Below are 16,438 nucleotides of genomic sequence, written 5' to 3'. Positions count from 1 at the left end.
AACAGAAGCTTCTCTTGAATACGTGGGATTTTTCGGGAATAGCGCGGACTTAACCGCGCTCGCCTTGCAGCCAGGTGAGCTGGACTTCGTGTTGACCACGGTCGTCAGTCACGAAGATCGTGCCTTCGCTGATCATCACGTCCCACTTGATGACGCGGGGCATGTCCTGGGCCAGGGTTTCCAGCACTTCCTGCGGAACGGCTGCGATGTTGACGTTCTTCAGGTTCTTGATTGCCGGGATTACCTTGCCTTCCCAGACGCGCAGGCTGCCGTAGGCCAGCAGACTGGTGCGCTCGGTGCGACGGGAGCACCAGGTCAGACGATCCGCATCAGGCTGGCCGACTTCGATCCAGTGCAGGACACGATCGTCCAGGCTCTTTTCCCACAGCGCAGGTTCATCCACGTCCGACAGACCACGACCGAACGACAGTTGCTCGTTGTACCAGAGCGCGTAGGCCAACAGGCGCACGGTCATGCGTTCTTCGGTTTCCGAAGGGTGACGGGCGATGGTCTGCTTCACGTTCTCGTAGACGCTGCGGTCGAGATCGGTGAGGTTCAGTTCGAATTTGTAGGTAGTGGACGGCTGGGCCATGAACGGGCTTCTTGATACGAGGAAAGTCGGCAAGTCTAACCGATGCTGTAGGCAATCCACGAATTGATGGCGATCAACCTTGCGCGACTGACAGCCGGCTATGTTAAAACGCTCTATCTGCTCAGCCTTGTCCTACAGGATCTCGCATGCCGTTCGCCAACAAACCGCTCAGCGGTCTGAAAGTCATTGAATTGGGTACTTTGATTGCCGGGCCGTTTGCCTCGCGCATCTGCGGCGAGTTCGGCGCCGAAGTGATCAAGATCGAGTCGCCGGACGGCGGTGATCCGCTGCGCAAATGGCGCAAGTTGTACGAAGGCACGTCGCTGTGGTGGTTCGTCCAGGCACGCAACAAAAAGTCACTGACCCTGAACCTGAAACACCCCGATGGCCTGGCGATCCTGAAAAAACTGCTGGGCGAAGCCGACATCCTGATCGAGAACTTTCGCCCCGGCGTGCTGGAAAAACTCGGCCTGAGCTGGGAAACCCTGCATGCGCTGAACCCGAAACTGGTGATGGTGCGTCTGTCCGGTTTCGGCCAGACCGGGCCAATGAAAGACCAGCCAGGTTTCGGTGCCGTTGGTGAATCCATGGGCGGCCTGCGCTACATCACCGGTTTCGAAGACCGCCCGCCAGTACGCACCGGCATTTCCATCGGCGACTCGATTGCCGCCCTGTGGGGCGTGATCGGCGCGTTGATGGCTTTGCGTCATCGCGAGGTCAACGGCGGGCTCGGTCAGGTGGTCGATGTGGCGCTGTACGAAGCGATCTTCGCCATGATGGAAAGCATGGTGCCGGAATTCGATGTGTTCGGTTTTATCCGTGAACGCACCGGCAACATCATGCCGGGCATCACGCCGTCGTCGATCCACACCAGTGCCGACGGCAAACATGTGCAGATCGGTGCCAATGGCGATGCGATCTTCAAGCGCTTCATGCTGATCATCGGCCGCGAAGATCTGGCCAATGACCCGGCGCTGGCCAGCAACGACGGACGCGACAGCCGTCGTGACGAGTTGTATGGGGTGATCGACCGCTGGGTCAACTCGCTGCCGCTGCAAACGGTACTGGACCTGCTGAACCAGGCCGAAGTGCCGGCCAGCCGGATCTTCAGCGCCGAAGACATGTTCAACGATCCGCAGTACCTGGCCCGGGAAATGTTCCTGCACGCCAAACTGCCGGACGGCAAACCCTTCAAGATGCCAGGCATCGTGCCGAAACTCTCTGAGACACCCGGCACGTCCGAATGGGTCGGACCGCAGCTCGGTGAACACAATGCGCAGGTACTTCACGATCTTGGCTACGACGAGAAGCAGGTCGCCCGGCTGCGCGAAGACGGAGCCATCTGAGCTGAAGCGCCTGATGCCCTCGGCCTCGAACCGCGCCCACCATTGGTGGACCTGGCGGTTGTTCGGCCTGCTATTGCTGCTGGTACTGCCGGCGTGGGCGCAGGCCAAACCGACGTTGATCTGGCTGCTGCGCGACCTGCCGCCGCTGACGATCTTAGAAGGCCCGAAAAAGGGCCAGGGCGTTATCGATCAATTGATGCCGATGCTGATTGCCGGCATGCCGCAATACGAACACACCTTGATGCGGGTCAATCGCGCCCGCGGCAATCAAATGCTCCATGAACACCCCTTCGCCTGCGATCCGTCGCTGGTCTGGAACAAGGAGCGGGCGCAATGGATCGCCTTCTCCATCCCCGCGTTTCGCGCGGTCAGCAATGGTTTGGTGGTGCGTCAGAGAGATCGCGAAGTTCTCGAGCCATTTCTGGTCGAGGGCGAGGCCGACCTGTCGGCATTTTTGGCCAACGGCGAGCGAAAAGTCGGGGTGGTCGCGGAACGCAGTTATGGCGAGTACATCGATACATTGCTGCATCAGGCACCGGGCGGCGCGTTGACGCCGCATTACGGCAACGATGCGCTCAGCAGCCTGCTGTCGATGCAGCGTCTGGGGCGTTTGCAGGTGGTGCTGGGTTACTGGCCTGAAATCCGCTATCAGGCACGGCAGGCCGAGATCGCCGAGAATGAATTGCTGTTCTTTCCGATTCGCGGCACGGGCAAGTATCTGTCAGGCCATGTCGGCTGCACCGACACCACGGCGGGTCGACAGGCGATCACCGAGATCAATCAGCTGTTGCGCACCCTGCCCCACGAACATCTCGACCAGCTCTATGCCGATTGGCTCGACCCCGAGAGTCGCCAGGACTATCTGGAGCAGGCGCGGATTTTCTTCCAGCAACAAGCCGCGCAGTGAAATCCGGGCAAAAAGAAACCCCGAGAAGTGGGGAGACGACTCGGGGTTAAACGTGGTCTGAATCAAAGACCCGTAGCAGCAAGCCACAAGCACCGGAGCACAATGCTTGATCCTGCTGTTACGGGGTCTGACTGATTTGAATGCAGGAAGGTTCCCACAAAAGAAAAATCAGTTTCAGAGGGTCGGGTGCTTGTCGAGGGCTGCGTTTCGCAACGCGGCGATGACACAGGGCTCCAGCCGGCCTTCGGCAATCAGGATGTCACGGTGCAGGCCGTCGACCACATCGGTCAGCTGGCGCTTGTCGCTCAATTGCGCCTGATTGAATTCGCGCTCCACCACGATCGCGCCGTTGCCGTTCTTCAAGGTCACCAGGCATTCGCCGTGGCGACCCCGAGGGGTCAACGTCACCTGATACGGGCTCAGAGCCTCACCGAGCAATAGACTGATACTTTCCATCTCGATCTCCACTCAATAGTCCGAAAACACAGTGTCTGGGGCGTGTTCACAGTAAATGACCACCGGCCCGAGAGGAAAGTTCTGCCTGCCGCCGGCCTCTCCCGGAGCGTCACCGGCCTATCGGAGCATGCATGGCGAAGATGACAGAAAAATAACCATGGGGCTCAAGCGTCGACGGAATGCCGGGGGGTCGCCATGTAGGTGTCCAGCAGACTCCTTATCAACACCGCAGAGACCGGTGTGTGCAGGCGGCCCAGCAAGGTGATCCCGTGCTCGCCCAGCAACGTTTCCAGTTCGTCCAGCAGGCTGGGGGCCACGGTGCCCAGCAGGATCATCGCCCGCGCGCCCTTCCGGTCGGCCAGATGCCGGATCAGCGCCAACCCGTCACCGTTCTGCAATCGCGGATTGCACAGGGTGATGTCGACGGCTCCGCGGCGCTCCAGTGAGCGCTTGGCCGAACCCAGCGACGGCGCGGTCAGGACATCGTAGATACCGATGGCGTTGAGCATCTGGTGCAACGCCATCAGTTGGAACGGATTGGGTTCTAGAATCAGGATCTTGAGCGAGCGCATGGGACGACCTCTGGAGCGACAATCGCGGATTCACGCCGCAGTGGCCTGTCACTCTAGGGCAGTCGTCCTAAGCCTCCCATCAGAAAAGGAATCGCGGTTTATAGGACTTTTCCCATCTTTAATGCAGACATCGACACCCGCTCTCCTTTCGACGCTCGGTGATGTCCGTCCAGCCGCCAAGCAGACCGCGCAGTTTTCCGTCGGCACAGTAAAACGGCACCGTCCACTGATAGATCTGACGGGGGCCGCTCTTGAACATCAGTTGCCGTTTGCTGAAGCGCGTTTTACGCGTGCCCAGTTGCGCCATGAATTCGTCGTGCAGCATCAGTGCCGTCGCCTGTGGAAGTGCGTCGAACTCGAACAGCATCCGCCCCTGGACCTGCTCCTGACGGACCGACAGCGCATCTTCATAACTGCGGTTGCACATGATCAACCGACCTTGCAGATCGCGCACGAACACGGGATCGGGCATCGCATCGATCAGCGCATGTTGAAAGGCCAATTGATCTCGCAGATCCTTTTCGGCCGCACGTCTCTGTTTTATCTCGGCCGCCAGTCGACGGTTCCACAACAACGATAGGAGTCCGAACACTCCGAGTCCGCCTATCGCCCAGCATCCCCCCTTGATCAGTTGCGACGTGATCGAGGGTGTCGGCGCGGGAGCAATGCCATCCAGCCATTTCATGCGCATGGCGCGCAGTTCGGCCGCAGAGAAAGCGCCCAAGGCCTTGTTGAGGATGCTTACCAGCTCGGGCAGCCCTTTGCGTACTGCCAGATGGTCAGCCTCCCACTTGCCCTCCACGAGACCGCCGACCCTGAGCAGGCCAGAGGGAAACAGCTGAGCGCCGATCTCGTTTTCGATGGTCGCGTAGGCCTCGCCACTCTCGACCAGGGCCCGTGCCTCTGCATAGGTCTTGACCGAGCGGATCTCGATTGCCGGGTAGTCGCGTCGAATGCTGTCCTCCAGTGCATGCCGGGCCGGCAGCACCAGCACCCGCTTGGCCAGCGCCGCAAGCGACTGTATCGCGGGCTCGTCAGCGTGCCCGACGAACACCCAGCCGGCACCGCCGAACGCGTGACTGAAATCCAGAAACGCCTTGCGCTCGTCGTTCATCGCCAGCGTTGTGCTGATATCGGCCACACCACTCTGGAGCCGTTCAAGCAGGTGATCGGTGGAGAATGACTCCTGATGCACAAACTGCAGGCCGGTCAATGCACTGATGTGCGACAGGACATCGTTGTTCAAGCCGCTCCACTGGCCATGCTCATCCTGAAACAGATACAACGGGTACTGCACCGAGGCGACGGTCACTCGGGGGTTATCTCGAATCCACTGACGCTCGTGCTCATCGAGCTCGATCGGCTGAACATCCTCCAGCGCAACGGAATGCTTCGCCAGATGGCCTGCTTCAGCCCACGGTGACAGCCCGAAGCAGCCCAATAAAAACAACCAGCACAAGGCTGGTTTCAATCCTGAAAAAAACCGCATTGCCACATCCTTCGTCATCGACTCGCCCGTCCTTGGTGGGCGAAACGCGCGCAGTGTGGCATGCAAAAACAAGAAAGCCCGTCAGGAGACGGGCTTCAAAATGTGACAGCTCTGCGGGCTTAAAGAGGCTTGCCGCGGTTGCCATGCTGACTGACAAAGGCCTGCACGGCTTTGAGCTCGTTCGGCAGGACAGTGCAGCGCTCTTCTCTCTCAAACAAATCAGAAAGATGTGTAGGTAGCTCGAGTGCTTTTCCTACGCCTGCTTTCTCCACTGCGTCCGGGAACTTGACCGGATGCGCCGTGCCCAGAACCACCATCGGGATGTCCAGGCTGCGACGGCATTCGCGAGCGGCTTTCACGCCGATGGCGGTGTGCGGGTCGAGCACTTCACCGGTCTGCTCGTAGACTTCGGCGATGGTTTCGCAGGTTTGCGCATCGTCCACAGCCAGCGAGTCGAACAGTTTGCGTGCCTCGGTCCAGCGTTCCTGTTCGACGCTGAAACCGCCGCCCTGCTTGAACGAGTCCATCAGGCCGGCAATCGCCGCGCCATTGCGACCGTGCAGGTCGAACAGCAGGCGTTCGAAGTTCGACGAAACCATGATGTCCATCGACGGCGACAGCGTGGCGTGCAGGGTTTCCTTGACGTACTGGTTGCCGCTCATGAAGCGGTGCAGGATGTCGTTGCGGTTGGTGGCAACCACCAACTGGTTGATCGGCAGGCCCATGTTGCGCGCCAGGTAGCCGGCGAAGATGTCGCCGAAGTTGCCCGTCGGCACCGAGAACGACACCGAACGCGCCGGGCCGCCCAATTGCAGGGCTGCATGGAAGTAGTAAACGATCTGGGCCATGATCCGCGCCCAGTTGATCGAGTTCACCGCCACCAGGCGTGTGCCCTTGAGGAAGCTCTGGTCGGCGAAGCTGGCCTTGACCATTTCCTGGCAGTCATCGAAGTTGCCTTCGATGGCGATGTTGTGGATGTTTTCACCGAGGATGGTGGTCATCTGCCGACGCTGTACTTCAGACACACGGTTGTGCGGGTGCAGGATGAAGATGTCGACGTTTTCGCAGTGCTTGCAGCCTTCGATGGCGGCCGAACCGGTGTCACCGGAGGTGGCGCCGACGATGACCACGCGCTCGCCGCGCTTTTCCAGTACGTAGTCGAGCAATCGACCGAGCAGTTGCAGGGCGAAGTCCTTGAACGCCAGGGTCGGACCGTGGAACAGCTCCAGCACCCATTCGTTGCCGTTCAGCTGACGCAGCGGCGCAACGGCGTTGTGGGCGAACACACCGTAGGTTTCTTCAAGAATCTTTTTGAAATCGGCGTCCGGAATGCTGCCGGTGACGAACGGGCGCATGACCCGGAAAGCCAGCTCGTGATACGGCAGGCCGGCCCAGGAAGCGATTTCTTCCTGGGTGAAACGTGGCAGGTTTTCCGGGACGTACAGACCGCCGTCGGTGGCAAGACCGGCCAGCAGGACGTCTTCAAAATTCAGGGCCGGTGCCTGGCCGCGGGTACTGATGTAACGCATGACTGACTCCAATGGACAGTGTTCACGACACCGGCCCCGCTGGCGGGACCGGTGAAGGAGATCGGCTTAGTTCAGGTGCTCGACACGGATCCGCACAACCGGACCGACCACGCCCGCCAGCGCTTCAAGGGCGGCGATCGCATCGTTGATGTGCTGTTCCAGCACGCGGTGGGTCAGCAGGATCATCGGCACCAGGCCGTCGTGTTCCTCGACTTCCTTCTGCATGATCGACTCGATGTTGATGCCGCGCTCCGAGAGGATGCTCGCCACCTGAGCGAGTACGCCCGGGTGATCCTTGGCCTGGATGCGCAGGTAGTAGGCACTTTCGCAGGCTTCGATCGGCAGGATCGGATGAGCCGACAGCGAGTCCGGCTGGAAGGCCAGGTGCGGCACGCGGTTTTCCGGGTCGGAGGTCATGGCGCGAACCACGTCCACCAGATCCGCGATCACCGACGAAGCGGTCGGCTCCATGCCGGCGCCGGCGCCGTAGAACAGGGTCGAACCGGCAGCGTCGCCATTGACCATCACCGCGTTCATCACGCCGTTGACGTTGGCGATCAGACGATCGGCCGGGATCAGCGTCGGGTGTACGCGCAACTCGATACCCGCGGCGGTGCTGCGTGCAACGCCCAGGTGCTTGATGCGGTAGCCCAGCGCTTCGGCGTAGTTCACGTCGGCGGTGGTCAGCTTGGTGATGCCTTCGGTGTAAGCCTTGTCGAACTGCAGCGGAATACCGAATGCGATCGATGCCAGGATCGTCAGCTTGTGCGCGGCGTCAATGCCCTCGACGTCGAAGGTCGGATCGGCTTCGGCGTAACCCAGCGCTTGCGCCTCGGCCAGCACGTCTTCGAAGGTACGACCCTTCTCGCGCATTTCGGTGAGGATGAAGTTGCCGGTGCCGTTGATAATCCCGGCGACCCAGTTGATACGGTTGGCGGACAGGCCTTCCCGGATCGCCTTGATCACTGGAATGCCGCCGGCGACCGCCGCTTCGAATGCCACGATCACGCCTTTCTCGCGTGCCTTGGCGAAAATTTCATTACCGTGAACGGCAATCAGAGCCTTGTTCGCGGTGACCACATGCTTGCCATTCTCGATGGCCTTGAGTACCAGCTCGCGGGCAACGGTGTAGCCGCCCATCAGCTCTATGACGATGTCGATCTCAGGGTTCGTGGCCACTTCGAAGACATCGTTGGTAATCGCAATACCGGTCGTCTGGAACTGAGGCTTTGGCGTGCGCATGGCAATTTGTGCCACTTCGATTCCACGCCCGGCACGACGAGCAATTTCCTCGGCGTTGCGCTGAAGTACGTTGAAGGTTCCGCCACCGACGGTCCCTAACCCACAGATGCCTACTTTGACCGGTTTCACTGTGAACTCCCCATAAAACGGCCGACACGAGGCCGGCCGTGAAAACAACCGCAGGTTCGCGGCTCTCTGTTGATGGCCCGGCAATCCAGCCGCCGGACCACGCTCGTCAACGCCTGAGCGTGACGATGCGAATTACTTCGCGCCCAGCGCCAGTTTGGCGACTTGTGGCGCAGGCTGGTAGCCCGGAATGACTTGTCCGTCGGCCAAAACGATGGCCGGCGTGCCGTTCACGCCGATCGACTGACCGAGGGCAAACTGTTTGGAAACCGGGTTCTCGCACTTGGCGGCCTTGATTTCCTTGCCATCGACCATTTTGTCCATGGCCGCTTTCTTGTCTTTCGAGCACCACACGGCTTGCAGCTGTTCGTCGCCCGGCGAGCCAAGGCCCTGACGCGGGAACGCCACGTAACGCACTTCGATGCCACGCTTGTTCAGCTCGGGCACTTCAGCGTGCAGCTTGTGGCAGTACGGGCAGGTGGTGTCGGTGAACACGGTGATGTGCGACTTGGTTTCGCCCACGGCCGGGTAAACCACGGTCTCGGCCACCGGGATCGCATTGATCAGTTTGGAAATGCCCAGGCGCTCGGTCTTCTCGGTCAGGTTGACCGGTTTGCCGTCCTTGAGCTGGAACATGTAGCCCTGAACGATGTACTGGCCGTCGGCGCTGGCGTAGAGCACGCGGCTGCCCTTGAGCTTGACTTCGTACAGGCCCGGCAGCGGGCTGGCGGTGATGGTGTCCACCGGCACGTCGAGCTGGAGGTTTTCCAGGCTTTGGCGAATCGCTTTGTCGGCCGCGTCATCGGCGACGGCAAAGGTGCTGACCAACGCAATGGCTGCGGCGGCGAAAATCTGGGTCAGACGCATGAGAACTCCTGAAGGCGGACAAATGGAACGATCAGAACGCCCGTGCCGGAACACCGGGTCATAACCGCCCATCGTGCAAACCGGCAAAGCCTACCACATAAGGCTCCCGTGGCCGAATGCGCCTGTCGCAAGACAAACGGGCTCAGCCGCGCGGGTGATGTTTGGCATGCAGATCCTGCAAACGCGCCCGGGCGACGTGAGTGTAGATCTGCGTGGTCGACAGGTCGCTGTGGCCCAACAGCATCTGCACCACCCGCAAGTCCGCGCCATGGTTGAGCAAGTGGGTGGCAAACGCGTGACGCAGGGTGTGCGGCGACAGTGATTTTCCGATCCCGGCGACCTTGGCCTGATGCTTGATGCGGTGCCAGAAGGTCTGCCGAGTCATCTGCTCGCCGCGCTGGCTGGGAAACAGCACATCACTGGGGCGCCCGCCCAGCAGTTCGCTGCGACCGTCGCGCAGGTAGCGCTCGACCCAGACAATCGCTTCCTCGCCCATCGGCACCAACCGCTCCTTGCTGCCCTTGCCCATCACCCGCAACACGCCCTGACGCAGGTTGACCTGCTCCAGGGTCAGGCTGATCAACTCGGTCACCCGCAGCCCACAGGCGTAAAGCACTTCGAGCATGGCGCGGTCGCGCTGGCCGATGGCTTCACTCAAATCCGGCGCCTTGAGCAGCGCTTCAACGTCGGCTTCCGACAGGGACTTTGGCAATGGCCGACCGAGCTGCGGCATATCCACGCGCAAGGTCGGATCGACCGAAATCAGTTTTTCCCGCAACAGATAGCGATAAAAGCCACGCACACCCGAGAGGAATCGCGCGGTGGAGCGAGGTTTGTAGTTCTGCTCCAGACGCCAGGCCAGGTGATCGAGGATCAGTTCGCGACCGGCATTGATCAGCTCGAGACCTTTGTCCTGCAACCAGCCGTTGAACAGCGCGAGATCACTGCGATAGGCGTTGCGAGTGTTGTCGGAGAGACCTTTTTCCAGCCAGAGGGCGTCGAGAAACTGGTCGATCAGTGGGTGGTCGATGGCAGGCATGGGCGCTCAAGTCACGCAGGCTTGGCACTGCGCGCAAATAAAGAGTGAACGGTTGAAATGGCCGCTAGTCTTTCATAGCCCGCTATTTCAAGGAACAGGGAGCTTCAATGAACGAGCAGCAAATTCTGTTGGCTTTCGGCGGTATCGGTGCCGCCGCGCTGGGCTGTCAATGGCTCGCCTGGCGCCTGAAGCTGCCGGCGATTCTGTTTCTGCTGCTGACCGGCATCCTGGCAGGCCCCGTGCTGGGCTGGCTCGACCCGCAGGAAATGTTCGGTCCGTTGCTGATGCCTCTGGTGTCGCTGGCGGTGGCGCTGATTCTGTTTGAAGGCAGCCTGACCCTGCACCTATCGGAGTGGCGCGAGATCGGCAGCGTCGTGCATCGCCTGGTCACAATCGGAGCGCTCTCGACCTGGACAGTGATTGCGGTCGCGACTCACTGGCTGCTGGGCTTCGACTGGCTGCTCGCCATCCTGTTCGGCAGCCTGACCCTGGTCACCGGCCCGACCGTGATCGTGCCCATGCTGCGCGTGGTACGTCCCAAGGCATCGATCGCCAACATCCTGCGCTGGGAAGGGATTGTGATCGACCCGATCGGGGCGCTGCTCGCGGTGGTGGTCTACAGCTTCATCATCGCCAGTGCCGAGGGCCAAGGTCTCAAGCAGAGCCTGTTGACCTTCGGCGGAGTGATTCTGTGCGGAAGTCTGTTCGGTGTGGCCGGCGGCTGGCTGCTGGGCACCATCATCCGTCGCCAGTGGCTACCGGAATACCTGCACAACCTCGCGTCGTTGGCGGCGGTGCTGGGGATCTTCATTGCAGCCAACGAGGTGATGCACGAATCGGGACTGCTGGCGGTAACGCTGATGGGCATGTGGCTGGCCAATATGAAGGGTGTGGATGTGCGGCATATTCTGCACTTCAAGGAAAATCTCAGCGTGCTGCTGATTTCCGGGCTGTTCATTCTGCTGGCGGCACGCCTGGATCTGAATGCGCTGATCGGCCTCGGGCCGCTGGTATTGATTCTGCTGCTGGTCATCCAGCTGATCGCCCGGCCTTTGAATGTAATGCTGAGTACCGCCGGCTCCAGCTTGAACTGGCGTGAACGTGCATTGCTGTGCTGGATTGCCCCGCGCGGGATCGTCGCCGCGGCGGTCTCGGCGATCTTTGCGATTCGCCTGGATGAAGCGGGCCATGAAGGCGCGCTGTTGCTGGTGCCGCTGACCTTCGCCGTGATTATCGGCACCGTTGTGCTGCAAAGTGCGACTGCCCGCCCTTTGGCGCGCCTGTTAAAGGTTGCGGAGCCTGCGCCGAGCGGCTTTCTTATCGTCGGGGCGAACGGCCCTGCGCGCCTGCTTGGCAAGTCGCTGCAGCAGTTGGGCAGCCGGGTGCTGCTGACGGATTCGAGCTGGGAAAACATCCGGGCAGCGCGCATGGATGGCTTGCCGACCTACTTCGGCAATCCGGCCTCGCAGCATGCCGATGCGCATCTGGACCTGGTCGGACTGGGGCATTTGCTGGCGCTGTCACCGTCGGGCGAACTCAATACCCTGGCGGCCATGCGCTTTCGCCATGACTTCGGCCATCAACGTCTGTTCGGACTCGCCAGTGGGCAGGAGAGCCGGCGCAGCGACAAACATCGCGCAAGTCTTGAGCATCGCGGCAATCAACTGGGTAGCGAGGCGTTCACCTACGCGAAGTTGGCCAGCCAGATGGGCCAAGGGGCCGAGTTGTACAGCACAACGTTGACGGATGGGTTTGGCTGGGAGGATTACCAGGCGTTACATGGCAATCGTGCGACGCTGCTGTTCATGCGTGATGACAGTGGCTGGGTGCATGTCGTGTCGCCGGAAACCGTGCTGAAGCCGGGGCCGGGGTGGACGTTGCTGGCGCTGATTCAGCCGGAGAGTGTCAGCGCCTGACAGACCGGATCGCGGGCAAGCCCGTTCCCACAGGTTTTGTTTGGTCCGCTGATATTGTGCTCGGCACCGACACTGTGGGAGCGGGCTTGCCCGCGAATGCTTCGGCTCGGTGCAGGGTCAGGCCGAGAAACCTGGCAGCACGGGCACCGGACGCTTGTCATCATCGATGGCGACAAAGCTGAACTGCCCGTGAATCGCTTTCTCACGCCCGTCGCAGCTCATGCTTTCCACGAACACTTCCACCTCGACCTTGAGACTGGTGTTGCCGACCTTGATCACCCGTCCAACCAGTTCGACGATGGAACCCGCCGGAATCGCGTGATTGAAGTCGATGCGATCGGTCGACACGGTCACCAGCGGCAAACGACAGAAGCGCGTGGCAGTGATGAACGACACTTCGTCCATCCAGGCCAGCGCGGTGCCACCGAACAGGGTGTTGTGGTGATTGGTGGTCGGCGGGAAAACCGCCTTGGTCACGCGGGTCACCGAGAGTTCGGTGCGGCGTTCGATTTCTTGCTCGCGAGGGGTCATGGGTCAGGCCTGAAACGGAATGCTGTGGATAAATTGCGGGCAACAAAAAAGCAGCCCGTAGGCTGCTTTCTTCTGCATCGGAAGCTGGACTTAAGCCAGTTTTTCCTTGATGCGAGCTGCTTTACCCGACAGGTCGCGCAGGTAGTACAGCTTGGCTTTACGTACGTCACCGCGACGCTTGACAGCCATGCTGTCGATCTGCGGGGAGTAGGTCTGGAAAGTACGTTCTACGCCAACACCGTTGGAGATTTTACGAACGGTGAACGCACTGTTCACGCCGCGGTTACGCTTGGCGATTACAACGCCTTCGAACGCTTGCAGACGGGAACGATCGCCTTCCTTCACTTTCACCTGAACGACGATGGTGTCGCCTGGGGCAAAGGTAGGGACTTCTTTGGTCATCTGCTCTGCTTCGAGTGCAAGGATGATTTTGTTGGTCATGCTGTGCTCCTAAGGTAAATCGTCTGATCTACCATCGATACGTTGTTAACTATCGTCCCGCTCGCGGATGTATTCCTCGAGCAGCTTCTTCTCTTCTCCAGAAAGCGAGCGGCTTTCCAGAAGATCGGCGCGTCGTTCATAGGTCCTGCCGAGGGACTGCTGTAAACGCCAACGCCGGATATGCGCGTGATTGCCACTCAGCAACACGTCGGGAACACGCTGATCCGCATACACCTCAGGTCGGGTGTAGTGCGGGCAATCCAGCAGACCATCCGTAAAGGAATCTTCCTCAGCGGAATCCGCATGCCCTAAAGCTCCGGGCAGCAGTCGTGTAACCGCATCGATCATAACCATGGCCGGCAGCTCGCCGCCAGACAACACATAGTCACCAATCGACCACTCTTCATCGACATGAGCATCAATAAAACGCTCGTCAATGCCTTCATAGCGACCGGCAATCAGGATCAATGCATCCGATTTCGCCAGTTCGCGTACCGCCGACTGAGTCAGTTGACGGCCTTGGGGGGACAGGTAAATCACCTTCGCCGCCTCCCCGGCTGCTGCCTTGGCCTGAACCAGAGCATCTTCCAGGGGCTTGATCTTCATCACCATGCCCGGACCACCGCCAAACGGGCGATCGTCTACAGTGTGATGCCGATCCGTCGTGTAATCCCGCGGATTCCAACAGGTCAGCTGCAACAGCCCCTGTTTGACCGCACGACTGGTAATGCCGTACTCACTGATGGCCGAGAACATCTCGGGGAACAGCGTAATGACGTCTACGCGCAGGCTGGCCATTGCTTAGAAGTCCGCGTCCCATTCCACCCTCATCACGCCTGCTTCCAGGTCGATTGCCAGCACGCATTGCTCCGTATAGGGCAACAACCGCTCGCGATCATCCAGGCTGCCGACGCAGGGCTTGACCACCAATACATCGTTCGCGCCGGTCTCCAACAGGTGATCAACCTTGCCGAACAGTTGTTCGTCCTGGTTGATGACACTCAGACCCTGCAACTGGTACCAGTAGTACTCGTCGCCAGTCAGGTCGGGCAAAAGGCTTCGTGAGATGCAAATCTCGTAACCGCTCAGAAGACGGGCTTCATCACGATCGTCGAGGCCTTTGAGCTTGGCAACCAGATCCTTTTGAGTGGATCGACCGCTGACCAGCTCGACCTGCTTTACCACGCCTTCGCGCCGAAGCGTCCAGTTGCGGTAGTTCAACAGGTTTTCAATCGGATCGGTAAAGGAAAAGACCTTCACCTCGCCGCGAACGCCGTGAACCGAAAAAATCTTGCCGACAACGATCAGGTCATCAGCTTTTTCTGGCGTCGCGCTCATACTGCTCAGGCTGCAGCCTTGGCAGATTCCTTCAGCAACTGAGCAACACGCTCAGAAGGCTGTGCACCAACGCTCAGCCAGTAGGCAACGCGCTCTTGGTTCACGGACAGACGAACTTCCTGACCACGGGCAACAGGGTTGAAGAAACCAACCTGTTCTTTGTGGGAACCGTCACGCGGGTTGCGGGAGTCGGTTACGGTCAGGTGGTAAAACGGGCGCTTTTTGGAGCCGCCAAGGGCAAGACGGATTGTTAGCATGTGAACATCGTTCCTGTAGTCGGTGCTGCAAATCTAAATGCACAGCGGGCATGGGTGCCCGAAAGGCCGCATATTCTAAGGAATATCCGGACTTTTGCAAATGACTTTTTCCGGCGCCTGTGGCATGCCGTGCAGATTTGCATATGGGGCCGTCATTCAAAACGGCCGGTCAGCTCCCGCCGAGTGCGGGTTTGCTGTTGATCCTGCGTCCTTGCAGGGTCTGCGCCGGCGCGACGACCGGCGAGAATCCAGTGTCCCGTCTCAGCCATTTCGCTCACTTTTGGCGAGTGACGGTTGCCGCCACAAGTGAGCAGAATGGGTGAGGCGGGACACCTTACATTTTCGGCATGCCGCCGCCGGGCAACATACCGCCCATGCCGCGCATCATTTTCGCCATTCCGCCCTTGGCGGAGAATTTCTTCATCATCTTCTGCATCTGCTTGTGCTGCTTGATCAAGCGACCAATGTCCTGCACCTGGGTGCCGGAACCCATGGCGATCCGACGCTTGCGCGAACCGCTGATCAGCTCAGGGTCGCGGCGCTCGGCCGGGGTCATGGAGTTGATGATGGCTTCCATCTGTTTGAACTGCTTCTCTGCGGCGTTCTGGGCGTTGCCCATTTGCGAGAGATTGACGCCGCCGATGCTCGGCAGTTTGTCCATGAGCCCGCCGAGGCCACCCATGTTCTTCATCTGTTGCAACTGATCGCGGAAGTCTTCGAGATCGAAGCCCTTGCCCTTCTTCAGCTTTTTAGCAAGCTTGTCGGCCTTGTCCTTGTCGAGGGTCGCTTCGGCCTGTTCGATCAGGCTGAGCACGTCGCCCATGCCGAGGATCCGCGAAGCGATACGCTCAGGGTGGAACGGATCGAGCGCTTCGCTCTTCTCGCCCATACCGATGAACTTGATCGGCTTGCCGGTGATCGCGCGAACGGACAGCGCGGCACCGCCACGGGCATCACCGTCGACCTTGGTCAGGATCACGCCGGTCAGCGGCAGCGCATCACCGAAGGCCTTGGCCGTGTTGGCCGCGTCCTGACCGGTCATGGCGTCGACCACGAACAGGGTTTCAACCGGATTGATCGCGGCATGCAGCGCCTTGATCTCGCCCATCATCTCTTCATCGATGTGCAGACGACCGGCGGTGTCGACGATGACCACGTCGATGAATTTCAGTTTTGCTTCTTTAATAGCCGCGTTGGCGATGTCGACCGGCTTCTGGCTCAGGTCGGACGGGAAGAACGTCACGCCGATGTCGTTGGCCAGGGTTTCCAGCTGTTTAATAGCAGCAGGACGGTAGATGTCCGCCGACACGACCATGACCGACTTCTTCTTGCGCTCTTTAAGGAAGCGCGCCAGTTTGCCGGCGGTGGTGGTTTTACCCGCGCCCTGCAGACCGGCCATCAGAATGACGGCAGGCGGCACGGCGCTCAGGTTCAAGTCTTCGTTGGCCGCACCCATCAGGGTTTCGAGCTCGGCCTGGACGATCTTCACGAACGCCTGGCCCGGCGTCAGGCTGCGCGACACCTCGGTGCCGACAGCGCGTTCCTTGACCGAATTGACGAAGTCCTTGACCACCGGCAGGGCGACGTCAGCCTCGAGCAACGCCATGCGCACTTCGCGCAGGGTGTCTTTGATGTTGTCCTCGGTCAGTTTCGCCTTGCCGGTGACATGGCGCAGCGTCTGCGAGAGACGGTCGGTTAAGTTTTCAAACATTGCGCGATCCTTTCAGGCCCTGTGTAGACCGGGATAATGGCGGCCCAGACCGGAATCAACATGTGCTCGGCGAGCCTGC

17 protein-coding genes are annotated in these 16,438 nt (G+C 60.0%); 3 read left to right on the top strand and 14 right to left on the bottom strand.

Going from position 1 to position 16,438, the window contains the following annotated elements; translation table 11 throughout:
- Positions 1-49: 49 nt before the first annotated feature.
- On the bottom strand, positions 50-592 hold the full coding sequence (locus tag CAF73_RS09535) for a YaeQ family protein (RefSeq protein WP_007954646.1): 543 nt from the start codon (positions 590-592) through the stop codon (positions 50-52).
- Between the two features lie 146 nt (positions 593-738).
- Between CAF73_RS09535 and CAF73_RS09530 the strand changes: the two genes are divergently transcribed.
- Both CAF73_RS09530 and CAF73_RS09525 read left to right on the top strand, forming a co-directional pair.
- A complete protein-coding gene (locus tag CAF73_RS09530) occupies positions 739-1,938 on the top strand; it encodes a CaiB/BaiF CoA-transferase family protein (protein ID WP_085697276.1) in 1,200 nt (399 codons plus the stop codon).
- Between the two features lie 13 nt (positions 1,939-1,951).
- Positions 1,952-2,845: a TIGR02285 family protein gene (locus tag CAF73_RS09525; RefSeq protein WP_176247719.1), complete on the top strand. Its 894-nt coding sequence runs from the start codon at positions 1,952-1,954 to the stop codon at positions 2,843-2,845.
- A 174-nt stretch (positions 2,846-3,019) separates the two neighbouring features.
- On the opposite strand, the gene CAF73_RS09520 is transcribed toward CAF73_RS09525, so the two are convergent.
- The 7 genes from CAF73_RS09520 to xerD form a co-directional block, all read right to left on the bottom strand.
- Positions 3,020-3,301: a DUF3509 domain-containing protein gene (locus CAF73_RS09520; RefSeq protein WP_085697275.1), complete on the bottom strand. Its 282-nt coding sequence runs from the start codon at positions 3,299-3,301 to the stop codon at positions 3,020-3,022.
- A gap of 164 nt (positions 3,302-3,465) precedes the next feature.
- Complete coding sequence (locus CAF73_RS09515) at positions 3,466-3,873, bottom strand: response regulator (RefSeq protein ID WP_085702550.1); 408 nt, start codon at positions 3,871-3,873, stop codon at positions 3,466-3,468.
- Between the two features lie 118 nt (positions 3,874-3,991).
- Entirely contained in the window at positions 3,992-5,362 is a 1,371-nt protein-coding gene (locus CAF73_RS09510) for a transporter substrate-binding domain-containing protein (RefSeq protein WP_085702549.1), read from the bottom strand.
- A 119-nt stretch (positions 5,363-5,481) separates the two neighbouring features.
- Positions 5,482-6,891 carry a threonine synthase gene (gene thrC / locus CAF73_RS09505; RefSeq protein WP_085702548.1) on the bottom strand — a complete coding sequence of 470 codons (1,410 nt, stop codon included), beginning with the start codon at positions 6,889-6,891 and terminating at the stop codon, positions 5,482-5,484.
- 66 nt (positions 6,892-6,957) lie between these two features.
- The gene (locus CAF73_RS09500) at positions 6,958-8,262 is read right to left on the bottom strand and encodes a homoserine dehydrogenase (RefSeq protein ID WP_018926703.1); all 1,305 of its coding nucleotides are present in this window, start codon (positions 8,260-8,262) and stop codon (positions 6,958-6,960) included.
- A gap of 132 nt (positions 8,263-8,394) precedes the next feature.
- Positions 8,395-9,126, bottom strand: coding sequence for a bifunctional protein-disulfide isomerase/oxidoreductase DsbC (gene dsbC / locus CAF73_RS09495; protein ID WP_007954633.1), 732 nt, complete (start codon positions 9,124-9,126; stop codon positions 8,395-8,397).
- 142 nt (positions 9,127-9,268) lie between these two features.
- A complete protein-coding gene (gene xerD, locus CAF73_RS09490; protein WP_085697270.1) occupies positions 9,269-10,165 on the bottom strand; it encodes a site-specific tyrosine recombinase XerD in 897 nt (298 codons plus the stop codon).
- Between the two features lie 107 nt (positions 10,166-10,272).
- Here xerD and CAF73_RS09485 point away from each other — a divergent pair, with 107 nt between their 5' ends.
- The gene (locus CAF73_RS09485) at positions 10,273-12,081 is read left to right on the top strand and encodes a sodium:proton antiporter (RefSeq protein WP_085702547.1); all 1,809 of its coding nucleotides are present in this window, start codon (positions 10,273-10,275) and stop codon (positions 12,079-12,081) included.
- A 117-nt stretch (positions 12,082-12,198) separates the two neighbouring features.
- On the opposite strand, the gene CAF73_RS09480 is transcribed toward CAF73_RS09485, so the two are convergent.
- The 6 genes from CAF73_RS09480 to ffh all read right to left on the bottom strand — a co-directional run bounded on the left by CAF73_RS09480 (position 12,199) and on the right by ffh (position 16,359).
- On the bottom strand, positions 12,199-12,612 hold the full coding sequence (locus CAF73_RS09480) for an acyl-CoA thioesterase (RefSeq protein ID WP_085611435.1): 414 nt from the start codon (positions 12,610-12,612) through the stop codon (positions 12,199-12,201).
- 90 nt (positions 12,613-12,702) lie between these two features.
- Positions 12,703-13,053: a 50S ribosomal protein L19 gene (gene rplS, locus CAF73_RS09475; RefSeq protein ID WP_085697268.1), complete on the bottom strand. Its 351-nt coding sequence runs from the start codon at positions 13,051-13,053 to the stop codon at positions 12,703-12,705.
- Positions 13,054-13,098: 45 nt separating this feature from the next.
- Positions 13,099-13,851 carry a tRNA (guanosine(37)-N1)-methyltransferase TrmD gene (trmD, locus tag CAF73_RS09470; protein ID WP_007954629.1) on the bottom strand — a complete coding sequence of 251 codons (753 nt, stop codon included), beginning with the start codon at positions 13,849-13,851 and terminating at the stop codon, positions 13,099-13,101.
- 3 nt (positions 13,852-13,854) lie between these two features.
- Positions 13,855-14,391, bottom strand: coding sequence for a ribosome maturation factor RimM (gene rimM / locus CAF73_RS09465; protein WP_085697267.1), 537 nt, complete (start codon positions 14,389-14,391; stop codon positions 13,855-13,857).
- Positions 14,392-14,396: 5 nt separating this feature from the next.
- On the bottom strand, positions 14,397-14,648 hold the full coding sequence (gene rpsP, locus CAF73_RS09460; RefSeq protein WP_003198088.1) for a 30S ribosomal protein S16: 252 nt from the start codon (positions 14,646-14,648) through the stop codon (positions 14,397-14,399).
- A 334-nt stretch (positions 14,649-14,982) separates the two neighbouring features.
- On the bottom strand, positions 14,983-16,359 hold the full coding sequence (gene ffh, locus CAF73_RS09455; protein WP_085702546.1) for a signal recognition particle protein: 1,377 nt from the start codon (positions 16,357-16,359) through the stop codon (positions 14,983-14,985).
- Positions 16,360-16,438: the final 79 nt, after the last annotated feature.

Source organism: Pseudomonas sp. B15(2017) (genome assembly GCF_002113215.1).
Lineage (GTDB): Bacteria > Pseudomonadota > Gammaproteobacteria > Pseudomonadales > Pseudomonadaceae > Aquipseudomonas.
Note: the sequence above shows the minus strand (reverse complement) of the source record. Positions and strands in the feature narration are given on the sequence as shown.